Source organism: Streptomyces sp. NPDC046915 (genome assembly GCF_040644935.1).
Classification (GTDB): domain Bacteria; phylum Actinomycetota; class Actinomycetes; order Streptomycetales; family Streptomycetaceae; genus Streptomyces.
The window spans coordinates 571855-584985 of record NZ_JBEYXB010000004.1; the positions used below are offsets into that span (position 1 = coordinate 571855).

General features: G+C 72.8%; 11 protein-coding genes. 5 read left to right on the forward strand and 6 right to left on the reverse strand.

Annotated elements, in window-relative coordinates:
* Nucleotides 1-1077 (forward strand): TIGR04500 family putative peptide maturation system protein, encoded by a 1077-nt coding sequence (locus ABZ915_RS13750; protein WP_361800828.1) that lies wholly within the window; start codon nt 1-3, stop codon nt 1075-1077.
* A gap of 50 nt (nt 1078-1127) precedes the next feature.
* Complete coding sequence (locus ABZ915_RS13755) at nt 1128-3299, forward strand: peptidase domain-containing ABC transporter (protein WP_361800831.1); 2172 nt, start codon at nt 1128-1130, stop codon at nt 3297-3299.
* Here the strand turns inward: ABZ915_RS13755 and ABZ915_RS13760 are convergent.
* The gene (locus ABZ915_RS13760; RefSeq protein ID WP_361800834.1) at nt 3296-4126 is read right to left on the reverse strand and encodes a helix-turn-helix transcriptional regulator; all 831 of its coding nucleotides are present in this window, start codon (nt 4124-4126) and stop codon (nt 3296-3298) included. The genes ABZ915_RS13755 and ABZ915_RS13760 overlap by 4 nt on opposite strands.
* A gap of 124 nt (nt 4127-4250) precedes the next feature.
* Between ABZ915_RS13760 and ABZ915_RS13765 the strand changes: the two genes are divergently transcribed.
* Both ABZ915_RS13765 and ABZ915_RS13770 read left to right on the forward strand, forming a co-directional pair.
* Nucleotides 4251-5924 carry an AMP-binding protein gene (locus tag ABZ915_RS13765; RefSeq protein ID WP_361800837.1) on the forward strand — a complete coding sequence of 558 codons (1674 nt, stop codon included), beginning with the start codon at nt 4251-4253 and terminating at the stop codon, nt 5922-5924.
* The gene (locus ABZ915_RS13770) at nt 5921-7528 is read left to right on the forward strand and encodes an AMP-binding protein (RefSeq protein WP_361800840.1); all 1608 of its coding nucleotides are present in this window, start codon (nt 5921-5923) and stop codon (nt 7526-7528) included. The genes ABZ915_RS13765 and ABZ915_RS13770 overlap by 4 nt, the downstream gene beginning before the upstream one ends.
* Before the next feature lie 28 nt (nt 7529-7556).
* Here the strand turns inward: ABZ915_RS13770 and ABZ915_RS13775 are convergent, their stop codons facing one another.
* On the reverse strand, nt 7557-8264 hold the full coding sequence (locus ABZ915_RS13775) for a hypothetical protein (RefSeq protein ID WP_361800843.1): 708 nt from the start codon (nt 8262-8264) through the stop codon (nt 7557-7559).
* A 178-nt stretch (nt 8265-8442) separates the two neighbouring features.
* Between ABZ915_RS13775 and gcl the strand changes: the two genes are divergently transcribed.
* The gene (gene gcl, locus ABZ915_RS13780; RefSeq protein WP_361800846.1) at nt 8443-10227 is read left to right on the forward strand and encodes a glyoxylate carboligase; all 1785 of its coding nucleotides are present in this window, start codon (nt 8443-8445) and stop codon (nt 10225-10227) included.
* An 85-nt stretch (nt 10228-10312) separates the two neighbouring features.
* Here the strand turns inward: gcl and ABZ915_RS13785 are convergent, their stop codons facing one another.
* The 4 genes from ABZ915_RS13785 to ABZ915_RS13800 all read right to left on the reverse strand — a co-directional run bounded on the left by ABZ915_RS13785 (nt 10313) and on the right by ABZ915_RS13800 (nt 13105).
* Nucleotides 10313-10891, reverse strand: coding sequence for a TIGR04222 domain-containing membrane protein (locus ABZ915_RS13785; protein WP_361800849.1), 579 nt, complete (start codon nt 10889-10891; stop codon nt 10313-10315).
* Between the two features lie 165 nt (nt 10892-11056).
* Nucleotides 11057-11296 (reverse strand): hypothetical protein, encoded by a 240-nt coding sequence (locus ABZ915_RS13790; protein WP_361800852.1) that lies wholly within the window; start codon nt 11294-11296, stop codon nt 11057-11059.
* A 60-nt stretch (nt 11297-11356) separates the two neighbouring features.
* A complete protein-coding gene (locus tag ABZ915_RS13795) occupies nt 11357-11881 on the reverse strand; it encodes a GNAT family N-acetyltransferase (protein ID WP_361800855.1) in 525 nt (174 codons plus the stop codon).
* Nucleotides 11882-12118: 237 nt separating this feature from the next.
* Nucleotides 12119-13105 carry a 2-hydroxy-3-oxopropionate reductase gene (locus tag ABZ915_RS13800; RefSeq protein WP_361800858.1) on the reverse strand — a complete coding sequence of 329 codons (987 nt, stop codon included), beginning with the start codon at nt 13103-13105 and terminating at the stop codon, nt 12119-12121.
* Nucleotides 13106-13131: the final 26 nt, after the last annotated feature.

A 13131-nucleotide genomic window follows, 5' to 3' on the forward strand; every position in this document is an offset into this window, starting at 1 on the left:
ATGACCCCCGCCACCGCCGTTCCGACCGCCCCCGCGGCACCCGCCGCGGTCCCGGCACTGTCCTTCGACGCCACCCTCGCCGAGGCCGTGGCCCTGCTGCGCTCCCTGCCCCGCCGCCGCGAGAGCCTGGCCGGCGCCCGCCGCAGCGCCGAGCGCTGGGCCGCGGACGTGCGCCGCCGCGGCGGACCCGCCGCCGTCCTCGTCGTGGACGAACCGCCGGGCACCCCCCTGGTCGACTACGACCTGCTCATCGACCATCCCGACGGCGGCTGCGTCGCCGTCAACTCCCAGCCCGAGGACGGCCTGCCGTGGGCCGTCGACCACTCCACCCACTGGGCGGCGGGCCAGGTGCTCACCATCGACGGGCTGCACTCGGTGTCCATCCCCGCGGCGCTGTACGTCCTGCGGGCCGCGGGGCTCCGCGACCGCACCCTGCACGACCAGCTGGTGGACCACGCCCTGCTGCTCACGGCCGCCTTCGCCGACCCCGAGCCGGTGACGCCGGCCGAGATCCAGGCCACCGCGGACGACTTCCGCCGCCGCCGCGGCCTGCACAGCCGCGACGCGCTGTTCGCCTGGCTCGACTCGCTCGGCCTGACCACCGCCGCGTTCGAACAGCAGATGACCAACGACGCCCTGGCGGCCCGGCTGCGCCGCCGCATCGCCGAGAGCCAGGCCCGCGACCATCTGCGCACCCACGCACGGGACTTCGAGCACGTCCACGCCGTCTGGGCCGGCGCCCGGCAGTCCGCGCCGCTGGCCCGGCTCGCCGAGGCCCGCGACGCCGAGGAGTTCGCCGCACTCGCCCGCGCCGCGGCCGAAGCCGGCGCGCCCCTGCGCGTGACCACCGGCACCAGCCTGCCCGACGGCCTGCCGCTCCCGCTGCGCGACCTCGAGGCGGGCACGCTCACCCCCCGGCCCGTTCCGTACGACGGCGAACTGCTCGTCGGCGCCGTCCTCACCCGCCGTCCCGCACCCCACGACGACGACACGCTCGCCGCCGCGGGCCGCGCGGCCGTCGCCGCCTGGCTCGCCGAACGCCGCTCCCGCGCGCAGATCACCTGGCACTGGTTCTGATCCCGCGCCGGTCCGCCCCGTCCGCCGCCCCATCCCGCAAAGGACCAGCGATGCACGTGCCGCTGAGACTCCAGCACACCACCACCGACTGCGCCGCGGCGTGCCTGGCGATGGTGCTCGGCGCGTTCGGCCGCCGCACCACCGTCGCGGAGGTCCGCGAGCGCATGCCCGCCGGACGCAGCGGCGTGAGCGGCCGGGCACTCCTGCACACCGGCACCGAGTACGGCCTGCGGATGCGCGCCGTCGCCGCGTCCGCCGACAGCGTCGCCCAGCTGCCCATGCCGGTGATCGCGTACTGGGACGACAACCACTACGTCGTCGTCGAACGGGTCCGCCGCCTCGACGTCACCGTCGCCGATCCCGCCGTCGGCAAGGTACGCATGCCGCGTTCCGAGTTCATGGAGCGCTACAGCGGGGTCGCGATGTGTGCCGAACCCGGCCCGGACGGGCTCGCGCCCCGCCTCGACCGCGCGGAGCGCCACCCGGTGCGGCGGCTGCTCGCCGGCAGTCTCGGCGGCAAGCGGACCGCCGCCGCCCTCGTGGGGGCGTCGCTTCTGGTGCAGGTGTTCACGCTGCTGATCCCGCTGCTCACGATCGCGGCCACGCAGTGGGCCCCGATGGGCACGCTCGACGGGCTGGTGCCGATGCTCGCTGTCTGGGTGGGCTGCGCCGTCGCCAGTCAGGGTGCCGCCGCCCGGATGCGGTCGCTGCTCTTCGCCCAGGTCCACACCCGGGCCTCGGGAGCGGTCATGGAACGGCTCGTCGGGCACACCCTGTCACTGCCGTACGCGTTCTTCGAACAGCGCACCGCGGGCGACCTCATCAGCCGCTTCGGCGCGGTGTCCACACTCCGGGAACTGCTGACGGAGCGGTCATTCGCGCTGCTGTTCGACAGTGTCATGGGTCTCGGGTTCCTCGCCGTCGTCGCCCTGGAATCGCCCGAGATCGCCCTGGTCACGGCGCTGGTCGGAGTGGCCCAGGGCCTCGTCGCGGTCCTCGGCGCCCGAGCCAGCCTGCGGCACTCACAGGCCACGCTCGCCGCCCAGAGCAGCAGCCAGAGCGCCCTGGTCGAGGCCCTCAACGGCATCGAGACCATCAAGGCGTGCGGCGGCGAAGGGGCCGTACTGTCCCGCTGGCGATCCCGTTACGACCGCGAACTCGGCGCCGCGCGCCGCCGCGACCGCCATCTCGCCGGCATCCAGGCCGCCACCGGCGCCCTCCAGTTCGGGCTGGCCGCGGGACTGCTCGTCGCCATCGCCCACATCGTCCGGACCTCCGACACCCACAGCGTCAGCGAACTCCTCGCCTACGCGGCCTTCGCGGGCTCCGCCCTCGCCCCCCTCGCCTCCCTGCTCACCACCGTCCAGCAGCTCAACCTCGCGCTCGCGCACGTCGACCGCCTCGGCGACGTGGTCGGCGCCGCCCCCGAGCCCACCGGCGGCCGCCGCCCCGGCACGGACCTGACCGGGGCGATCGAGCTGCACGGCGTCGGTTTCTCCTACGACGGCGGTGAACAGGTCCTGCACGACATCGACCTGCGTGTCGAGGCCGGCCGGCGGGTCGCGCTGGTCGGCGCCTCCGGCTCCGGGAAGACCACCCTCGGCCGGGTGCTGCTCGGCCTGCTGGACGCCACCGAGGGCGAGGTGCGCTTCGACGGGGTGCCGCTGCCCGAGCTCGACCGCGGATGGCTGCGCGAGCGCGTCGGTGCCGTTCCGCAGGCGCCGTTCCTGCTCGCCGGCTCCATCGCCGACAACATCGCCCTCGGACACGGCGAACTCGCCCCCGACGAGGTGATGGACGCCGCCCGGCTGGCCGCGATCGACGAGGACATCGCGCGGATGCCCATGACCTACGGCACCGACGTGGGCGAAGGCGGCGGGCGGCTGTCCGGCGGCCAGCGCCAGCGCCTGGCCCTGGCCCGCGCACTCGCCGGACGCCCGCGGATCCTGCTGCTCGACGAGCCGACGTCGTCCCTCGACGCCGCCGCCGAGGACACCGTGCGCCGCAACCTCGCCGAGCTCGGCTGCACCCAGCTGGTCATCGCCCACCGGCTGTCCACCATCCGCGACGCCGACCTGATCGTCGTACTGGAAGCGGGCCGCATCGTCGAGACGGGCACCCATGACGACCTGCTGCACCGCGGCGGCACCTACGCGACACTGGTCGCCCGCCAGCACGAGGACACGGCCCTGACGACATCCGGCCGACGGGACGGTTCCTAGGGCAACAGGCCCGCGCGGCGTGCCGTGGAGACCGCCTCGCCCCGGGTGTGCGCGCCCAGTTTGCGCATCGCCGAGCGCAGGTACCCCTTGACCGTCTCCGGGCGCAGGCCCAGCCGCTGGGCCACCGTCGCGTTGGTCGCGCCGTCCGCCACGCAGGCCAGGACGTCCAGTTCACGAGGGGCGAGGCTCGGGCCGGCGGCCGGGCCCGTGCCGGTCAGCAGGCCGCAGGCCGCCAGCAGCTCGGCCCGCAGCTCCGGGTCGCCGATCCGCGGGGCCAGCGCGCGCAGCGCGGCGTGCGCCTCGCGCACCCGTTCCCGGCCCGCCGCCGTCGCGCCGGGGGCGGGCTCCGGCCGGACCGCGGTCAGCAGGCCCCGCGCCTCCTCCCGGACCACCAGCGCCTGCTCCACGTCCCGCGCCGCCTCCATCGCCGCGCCCAGCGCGCGGTCGCCCAGCGGCTGGGCCGTGCGCAGCGCGCCGTACAGCACGCCCCGCACCCGGCGCCGTACCACCACCGGCACGGCCAGCACCGAGCGCAGGCCCTCCGCGGCCACCGGGATGTCGTACTCGTGGCTGATCCGCCGGGAGACGGAGTAGTCCGTCACCGCGCACGGCCGGGCCAGCGCCACCGCCTTGCCGCCCAGCCCGTTGCCGGAGGTCACCGCGAGCGAGCGCAGCGCCACGGTGGCGGTGCCGCTCAGCTCGCTGATCCGCATCTGCGGCCGGCCGGCCTCGACCAGGCCGCCGAAGGCGACCGGGAGCCCGGTCGTGCGTCGCAGCCGGGCCAGCGCACTGCGAATCTCCACCACCCCGGCGGCGTCTGCTGTCACCTCTTCGCCCCTTCATCGCGGCTTCGTGCTGCCCACACCCCCGTTCGGGGGTAGTGAGACCTGCATCACGGATTACACGATGCCAGAGAGCCGCCCGGCAATGGTCCGGCAACCAGGAGGACAGATGACGACGGCGACGGAGCTCTTCCGCAGGGCGCGGGACTTCCTGCTGGAACACCGCGAGGACTACGCCACGGCGTACGAGGGCTTCGACTGGCCGCGCCCCGAGCGGTTCAACTGGGCGCTGGACTGGTTCGACGTCATCGCGGACGGCAACGACCGCACCGCCCTGCACATCGTCGAGGAGGACGGCACCGAGACCCGGCTGTCCTTCGCGGAGCTCGCCGAGCGCTCCAACCGGGTCGCGAACCGGCTGCGGGAACGCGGCGTCGAGGCCGAGGACCGGGTGCTGGTCATGCTCGGCAACCAGGCCGAGCTGTGGGAGACGGCGCTGGCCGCGATGAAGCTGCGCGCGGTCGTCATCCCCGCCACCCCGCTGCTCGGCCCCGCCGATCTGCGCGACCGCGTCGAACGGGGCCGGGTCAAGCACGTGATCGTGCGCGCGGAGGACACCGCCAAGTTCGCCGAGGTGCCCGGCGCCTACACCCGGATCGCCGTCGGCGGTCTGCCCGAGGAGGGCTGGGAGCCGTACGAGGACGCGTACACCGCACCCGCCGAGTTCCTCCCCGACGGCCCCACCCTGGCCGACGACCCGCTGATGCTCTACTTCACCTCGGGCACCACCGCCCGCCCCAAGCTGGTCGAGCACACCCACGCCTCGTACCCGATCGGGCACCTGGCCACCATGTACTGGATCGGCCTCGAACCCGGCGACGTGCACCTGAACATCTCCTCGCCCGGCTGGGCCAAGCACGCCTGGTCCAATCTCTTCGCCCCGTGGAACGCGGAGGCGACCGTCTTCATCCACAACTACACCCGCTTCGACCCGGCCCGGCTGATGGCCGAGATGGACCGGGCCGGGGTGACCACGTTCTGCGCCCCGCCGACCGTGTGGCGCATGCTCATCCAGGCCGACCTGAGCGTGCTCGCCACCCCGCCCCGCGAGGCCCTCGCCGCCGGTGAGCCGCTCAACCCCGAGGTCATCGAGCAGGTGCGGCGGGCCTGGGGCGTCACCATCAGGGACGGGTTCGGCCAGACGGAGACCGCCGTGCAGGTCTCCAACAGCCCCGGCCAGCCCCTCAAGACCGGCTCGATGGGGCGGCCCAGCCCCGGCTACAAGGTCGAGCTGCTGGACCCGGTCTCCGGTGCCCCCGGCGCGGCCGAGGGCGAGATCGCGCTCGATCTGTCCGCCCGGCCGGTGGGCCTGATGGCCGGGTACCACGGGGACGCGGACCGCACGGCGGAGGCGATGGCGGGCGGCTACTACCGCACCGGAGATGTCGCCTCACGGGACGAAGACGGATATCTGACGTACATCGGTCGAAGCGATGACGTCTTCAAGGCCTCGGACTACAAGATCAGTCCGTTCGAGCTGGAGAGCGCCCTGCTGGAGCACGAGGCCGTGGCCGAGGCGGCCGTCGTGCCCGCGCCGGACGAGCTGCGCCTGGCCGTGCCCAAGGCCTACGTCGTCCTCGCCGAGGGCTGGCAGCCCGGCCCCGACACCGCCAAGGTGCTCTTCGAGCACTCCCGCGAGGTCCTCGCCCCCTACAAGCGCATCCGCCGGCTGGAGTTCGGCGAGCTGCCCAAGACCGTCTCCGGCAAGATCCGCCGGATCGAGCTGCGCGAGGCCACGGCGGCGGGCTCGGAGAAGGAGTACCGCGAGGAGGACTTCCGGTGAGCGAGCTGTCGTACACGCACGGGACCGGCGCCACCGCCCTGCTCGGCGACACCATCGGGGCGAACCTGGACCGGGCGGTCGCCGCCTGGCCGGACCGCGAGGCGCTGGTGGACGTGCCGTCGGGGCGGCGCTGGACGTACGCCGAATTCGCCGCCGACGTCGACCGGTTGGCGTACGCGCTGCTGGCGAGCGGGGTCGCGAAGGGCGACCGGGTGGGCATCTGGGCGGTCAACTGCGCCGAGTGGGTGCTGGTCCAGTACGCCACCGCCCGGATCGGCGCGGTCATGGTGAACATCAACCCCGCCTACCGTACGCACGAGGTGGAGTACGTCCTCAACCAGGCTGGGATCTCCCTGCTGTTCGCCTCCCTCAGTCACAAGGCGAGTGACTACCGGGCGATGGTCGAGGAAGTGCGGGGCAGGTGCCCGCAGTTGCGGGAGACCGTCTACATCGGCGACCCGAGCTGGGAGGCGATGGCCGGGCGCGGCACGCCGGACCGGCGCGCGGAACTGCTCGCGCGGGCGGCGGAGTTGTCCTGCGACGACCCCATCAACATCCAGTACACCTCGGGGACGACGGGCTTCCCCAAGGGGGCCACCCTCTCCCACCACAACATCCTCAACAACGGCTACTTCGTGGGGGAGGCGGTCGCCTACGGGGAACAGGACAGGATCTGCATCCCCGTGCCGTTCTACCACTGCTTCGGCATGGTCATGGGGAATCTGGCCGCCACCTCGCACGGCGCCTGCATGGTCGTTCCGGCGCCGTCCTTCGACCCGAAGGCCACGCTGGAGGCGGTCGAGCGGGAGCGCTGCACCTCGCTGTACGGCGTGCCCACGATGTTCATCGCGGAGCTGAACCTCACCGACTTCGCCACGTACGACCTGTCGTCGCTGCGCACCGGCATCATGGCGGGCTCGCCGTGTCCGGTGGAGGTGATGAAACGGGTGGTCGCCGAGATGCACATGGCGGAGGTGTCCATCTGCTACGGCATGACCGAGACCTCCCCGGTGTCGCTCCAGACGCGGATCGACGACGACCTGGAGCACCGCACCGGCACGGTCGGCCGGGTGCTGCCGCACCTGGAGGTGAAGATCGTCGACCCGGTCGACGGGGTGACCCGACCGCGGGGCAGTGCGGGGGAGTTGTGCACCCGCGGCTACAGCGTGATGCTCGGCTACTGGAACGAGCCGGAGAAGACCGCCGAAGCGATCGACGCGGGACGCTGGATGCACACCGGCGACCTGGCGGTGATGCGGGAGGACGGGTACGTCGAGATCGTCGGCCGCATCAAGGACATGATCATCCGGGGCGGGGAGAACATCTACCCCCGTGAGATCGAGGAGTTCCTCTACGGCCACCCGAAGATCCGCGACGTCCAGGTCGTAGGCGTGCCGCACGAGACGTACGGCGAGGAGGTCCTGGCCTGCGTCGTCCCGCGCGACCCGGCCGGTCCGCCGACGCTGGAGGACGTGCGCGCCTTCTGCGCGGGACGGCTCGCGCACTACAAGGTGCCCAGCCGGGTGGAGATCCTCGACACCTTCCCGATGACGGTGTCCGGGAAGGTCCGCAAGGTGGAACTGCGGGAGACGTACGGGCGCTAAGGAGCCCCGGACCGAGGTTCTCGCATGCTCAGGTGCCCGTGGCGTTGAGGTCGTCGGCGACGGCGTTCACCGGCTGCGGGGTGCCGGTGAGGTCCAGGACGAACAGGGGTATGCCGAGGCCGTCGGCGCGGACGCGGGCGGCCTCGGCGTACCCGGCGAGCGAGAAGTAGACACACTCCGCGGACTCCGTCATGGCCGTCAGCCACAGGCACTCCACGTCCCGCAGCGAGGCCGGTCGCACGGTGGGGTCGACCTGGGCCAGCAGTCCGCGCGCGGCCAGGCCGATACCGGACGGGGGACGCTGGTCGGCGCGCCGGATGTCGCGGTAGCCGAGCCAGCGCAGGTAGAGCGCCGCGGCGGTGACCGCGTCGCGCGCGGTGCGGATGGTCACCGGGTGGAAGGGCGGCCGGCGCACCGGGTGCGGGACCGGCCCGGGGCCGGCGCCGGGGCGGGCCACCGGCGGCGGCGCCCCGCAGACCGGTAGTCGCAGCACCGTCCCGCACGGGCAGCCCAGTTCCGGGTGCGGCCACTGGTCACGGCGGCCGCAGGAGGCGCACGCCACGGTGACCCAGTCCTCGTCCCAGGCCCGGTGCGCGACGGCGGTGGGCGCGGTCCTCCGGTCCAACGGCGGGCTGACCGGGGCCCCGCAGGTACAGGGATACGACGGCGTGGTGTAGACGTGCTCACGCCGGCAGGCCGGGCAGCGCACCGGCACGCTCTCGGGCATGCCCCCCATCGTCGTTCAGGCGGGCCCTCCTTGTCCCTCACTTGCCCCTGTCTTGACGGCTTTCGCGGCCCCGCCTAGATTATTTCCAGATAGCAGAAGAAATTTTCCATCATGCGGAATATTCGGAACAGCTGCTCACCCGCGGGGCGCGACGGGAGTGCGAATCCGACCTTCGAAGGAGTACTCGATGGCTCGTATGACCGCTGCCCGCGCGGCAGTCGAGATCCTCAAGCGCGAGGGCGTCACCGACGCGTTCGGTGTGCCGGGCGCGGCGATCAACCCCTTCTACGCGGCTCTCAAGGCCTCCGGCGGCATCGCCCACACCCTCGCCCGGCACGTCGAGGGCGCCTCGCACATGGCCGAGGGCTACACCCGCACCCGCCCCGGCAACATCGGCGTCTGCGTCGGCACCTCCGGCCCGGCCGGCACCGACATGATCACCGGCCTGTACTCGGCCATCGGCGACTCGGTCCCGATCCTCTGCATCACGGGCCAGGCGCCGACCGGCGTGATCCACAAGGAGGACTTCCAGGCCGTCGACATCGCCTCCATCGCGAAGCCGGTGACCAAGATGGCCGTCACCGTCCTGGAGGCCGCCCAGGTCCCCGGCGTCTTCCAGCAGGCCTTCCACCTGATGCGCTCCGGCCGGCCGGGCCCGGTGCTGATCGACCTGCCGGTCGACGTCCAGCTCACCGAGATCGAGTTCGACCCGGAGACGTACGCGCCGCTCCCGGCCTACAAGCCGGCCGCCACCCGAGCCCAGATCGAGAAGGCGATCGCCCTCCTCGACGCCGCCGAGCGGCCACTGATCGTGGCGGGCGGCGGGGTCGTCAACGCGGACGCCGCCGGACTCCTCGTCGAATTCGCCGAGTTGACCGGAGTCCCGGTGATCCCGACGCTGATGGGCTGGGGCGTCATCCCGGACGACCACGAGCTGAACGCCGGCATGGTCGGCCTCCAGACCTCGCACCGCTACGGCAACGCGACCTTCCTGGAGTCCGACTTCGTCCTCGGCATCGGCAACCGCTGGGCCAACCGCCACACCGGCCGGCTGGACGTCTACACGGCCGGCCGGACCTTCGTCCACGTGGACATCGAGCCGACCCAGATCGGCAGGATCTTCGCGCCCGACTACGGCATCACCTCCGACGCGAAGGCGGCACTGGAACTCTTCGTCGAGGCGGCCCGCGAACTCGACGCCCGGGGCGCTCTGCCCGACCGCTCCCACTGGGCCGCCGCCGCGCAGGAGAAGAAGGCCGCACTCCAGCGCCGTACGCACTTCGACGACATCCCGATCAAGCCGCAGCGGGTCTACGAGGAGATGAACAAGGCGTTCGGCCCCGAGACGCGGTACGTCTCCACCATCGGCCTCTCGCAGATCGCCGGCGCCCAGATGCTGCACGTCTTCCGGCCGCGGCACTGGATCAACTGCGGCCAGGCGGGCCCGCTGGGCTGGACCGTCCCGGCCGCGCTCGGCGTGGCCACGGCCGATCCCGAGGGGCAGGTCGTCGCCCTGTCCGGCGACTACGACTTCCAGTTCCTGATCGAGGAGCTGGCGGTCGGCGCGCAGCACAAGATCCCCTACATCCACGTCCTGGTCAACAACTCCTACCTGGGCCTCATCCGCCAGGCGCAGCGGGCGTTCGACATCGACTTCCAGGTCAGTCTGGAGTTCGAGAACGTCAACTCGCCCGAGCTGGGCGTCTACGGCGTCGACCACGTCAAGGTCGCCGAGGGCCTGGGCTGCAAGGCGATCCGCGTCACCGACCCGGCCCGACTGGGCGCGGCCTTCGAGCAGGCCAGGAAGCTCGCCGCCGAGTTCCGGGTGCCGGTCGTGGTCGAGGTGATCCTCGAACGTGTCACCGACATCTCGATGTCCGGCACCAACGACATCGGCGACGTGGTCGAGTTCGAGGAACCGGCGACCGAGCCCGGCCACGCGCCGACGGCGATCAGGCCGCTCAAGGTCTGACACACGCGAGCACGGCAGGGCGGCGGTGCGGGCTGCTGCCGGACCGGCATCCCGGGGCGCGCCGCCCCGCCCTCGTACCGCGCCCTCACACCGTCCCGCAGCTGAAGCCCCCGCCGCTGGAGTCGCCCCAGGACTGCCTGAGCTCCCGTTCCGTGGTGCCGCCCCGGCCCGTCAGGCCGGCCTCCTGGGCGAAGCGCCGCGCCAGCAGGGTCAGCGCCTCGTCGCCGTACAGCGCGACCAGGAGGAGTTTGTCCTCGGCGGACAGGCCGGAGCGGCGGGCGGGCAGCGGATGCCGGGCGCGCAGGTCCTTCAGCGCACGGCGGGCGGCCCGCGGGCGGCCCGGCGGGAAGGTGCGCAGCAGGCCCGCGGCCGTGAGGTCGTCGCGCAGGTCGGCGAGCGCCCGGCGGACACCCTGCCGGTCCAGTAACTGCCGCATGCCGGCGGCGCGGTACAGCGCCCCGTGCACGGCCTTGGTGAACGCGGGCAGCGGCGGCAGGTCCGCCCGCTCCGCCGGGCCGGAGGCGCGCATCGTGCCCGCCCGGCCCGCCTTCGCGGCATCCCGCAGGTGCAGGTCGAGCACGGCGACCGTCAGCGCCGCGCGGGGACCGCCCCGGAGCAGCGCGATCTCGTGCGGTCGCAGTGGGATCGTCGTCGTAGCGCTCATGCCACACCCCCGTGCGGGGCCCGCCGCCCCCGTGCCGGCGGGCCCCGCGTGACGGGAATGTGCCCGCCGAGGGGGCCCGCCGAAGCCTCCCGGCGGTGTTTCAGAGCTTGATTTGAGCATTGCGTAGCACGGATACGTCCGGTGCCGTAGGTGTCGTACGGGTCTTCACGGCTCCCCGTGCTCGGACAGCCCCGGCCAGTCCTCCGGTCCGCCGCCCTGCCAGTCGATGAGGTCGCTCTCCTCGACCTCGATCCGGTCCAGGTCGGCCAGCCGCAGGATCTCGACCACGTCGTCCAGATGGGAGGCGATCCCCAGGGTCACCTCACCCTCGGTGACCCGCCGGGACCCGTCCAGGGCCGGGGAGTGCACCACGATGTGCGGATGCCGCGTCGGTGGATGTGTCATGCCTTCAGGCTGCTGCGGGCGGCGGCCATCCGCTACCCCGGGGGACCGACGGCGTGGGCGTCAGCGGAGTTCGTCCTCCAGCAGGCCCATCGTGAACATGTCGTACCACTGGCCGTCGCGCCGGAATTCCTGCCGCAGCCGGCCCTCGTCGACGAAGCCGACCTTCTGGTAGACGCGGTGGGCCGCCTGGTTCTCGGTGACGACGGTCAGCCTGATCTTGTGCAGCCGCATCTTCTGGAAGCCGTAGCGGCAGATCGTCCGCATCGTGTCCGTGGCGTAGCCGCGCCCCCAGTAGTCCTTCTCACCGAGATAGAGGTCGAGCTCGGCGCACCCGGTCTCCGGTTCGGCGTCACGCAGCCGGACCACGCCGATGAGCTTCGCGTCGGCGGGCACCTCGACGCCGAAGAGCACCTCGCCGTACGCGTTGCGCGGCCGCTCCTCCATCCGCTTCCTGGTCTGGGCCAGGGACGAGGGGTAGCCGTCGCTCATCCAGCGCATCACGTCGGGGTCGTTGTGCCACCGCCACATCGCCTCCGCGTCCGACGGTTCCAGCGGCCGCAGCCTCACCAGTTCTCCGAGCACCATGCGGGCCAGCCAACACGCCTCGGCGGTGCGAGCTCAACCGGATAAACGATCAGGACCGCGGCGGGGACGACGGAGCCGGGGACGCCCCTTCCCTCCGGTCGGGAAGGGGGCCCGGATCCTTCACCACCGCACTGGCTCGCACTCCGCCGCGGTCGTCGGTTCCGGGCCGTGGCGCCGCCTGGGCGCGACAGGACAGCTGTCGGCGGCGCCACGGCCCGGAAGTCTCGGGGGAGAAGCTCAGACCCGTGCGCCCGAGAGGCGCTCCACGGCCCGCAGCAGGGCCGAGTGGTCCAGGCCGCCGTCGCCCTGTGCGCGCAGGGAGGCGACCAGCTGGGCGACCACGGCCCCTACGGGCAGGGCCGCGCCGACGGCGCGGGCGGCGTCCGTGACGATGCCCATGTCCTTGTGGTGCAGGTCGATGCGGAAGCCCGGCGCGAAGTCGCGCCGCAGGAGGTTGTCCTTCTTGCGGGTCAGCACGGTCGAGCCGGCGAGGCCGCCGTTCAGCACGTCCAGCGCGGCCTCCAGGTCCACGCCCGACTTCTCCAGGAAGACCACGGCCTCGGCGCACGCCTGGATGTTCACGGCGACGATCAGCTGGTTGGCGGCCTTCACGGTCTGGCCCGAGCCGTGCGGACCGCACAGCACGATGGTCCTGCCCAGCGCGTCGAAGACCGGCCGCGCCCGCTCGAAGTCGGCCTGTTCGCCGCCGGCCATGATGGACAGCACGGCCTCGATCGCGCCGGCCTCACCGCCGGAGACGGGCGCGTCCAGTACACGGATGCCCTTCTCCGCGGCGGCCCTCGCGAGGTCGACCGAGGTCTGCGGGGTGATCGAGGACATGTCGATCAGCAGGGCGCCGGACCTGGCGTTCTCCAGGATGCCGTCCGGGCCGTAGGCGATCGCCTCGACCTGCGGGGAGGCGGGCACCATCGTGATGATCACGTCGGCGTCCCGGACGGCCTCGGCGATCGAACCGGCCGCGGTGCCGCCGGCGGCGGCCAGGCGGTCCAGCTTCTCCTGTTCGAGGGTGAAGCCGGTGACGTCGTAGCCGGCCTTGATCAGGTTCTCGGACATGGGGGAGCCCATGATGCCGAGGCCTATCCAGGCGATCGCAGGGCGGGTCGGGTGGGAGGAATCCGGGCGGGTCGGGTGGGAGGAATCCGGGCGGGTCGGGTGGGAGGAATCCGGGCGGGTCGGGTGGGAGGAATCCGGGCGGGTGCTCATGGTGTGGTGCCTTTCGCCAAGGGGGG

What these genes read in the sequence shown, in the direction of transcription:
- ABZ915_RS13750 (WP_361800828.1), top strand. Translation starts at nt 1, where the DNA reads ATGACCCCCGCCACCGCCGTTCCGACCGCCCCCGCGGCACCCGCCGCG.
- ABZ915_RS13755 (WP_361800831.1), top strand. Translation starts at nt 1,128, where the DNA reads ATGCACGTGCCGCTGAGACTCCAGCACACCACCACCGACTGCGCCGCG.
- ABZ915_RS13765 (WP_361800837.1), top strand. Translation starts at nt 4,251, where the DNA reads ATGACGACGGCGACGGAGCTCTTCCGCAGGGCGCGGGACTTCCTGCTG.
- ABZ915_RS13775 (WP_361800843.1), bottom strand. Translation starts at nt 8,264, where the DNA reads ATGGGGGGCATGCCCGAGAGCGTGCCGGTGCGCTGCCCGGCCTGCCGG.
- gcl (WP_361800846.1), top strand. Translation starts at nt 8,443, where the DNA reads ATGGCTCGTATGACCGCTGCCCGCGCGGCAGTCGAGATCCTCAAGCGC.
- ABZ915_RS13785 (WP_361800849.1), bottom strand. Translation starts at nt 10,891, where the DNA reads ATGAGCGCTACGACGACGATCCCACTGCGACCGCACGAGATCGCGCTG.
- ABZ915_RS13790 (WP_361800852.1), bottom strand. Translation starts at nt 11,296, where the DNA reads ATGACACATCCACCGACGCGGCATCCGCACATCGTGGTGCACTCCCCG.
- ABZ915_RS13795 (WP_361800855.1), bottom strand. Translation starts at nt 11,881, where the DNA reads ATGGTGCTCGGAGAACTGGTGAGGCTGCGGCCGCTGGAACCGTCGGAC.
- ABZ915_RS13800 (WP_361800858.1), bottom strand. Translation starts at nt 13,105, where the DNA reads ATGAGCACCCGCCCGGATTCCTCCCACCCGACCCGCCCGGATTCCTCC.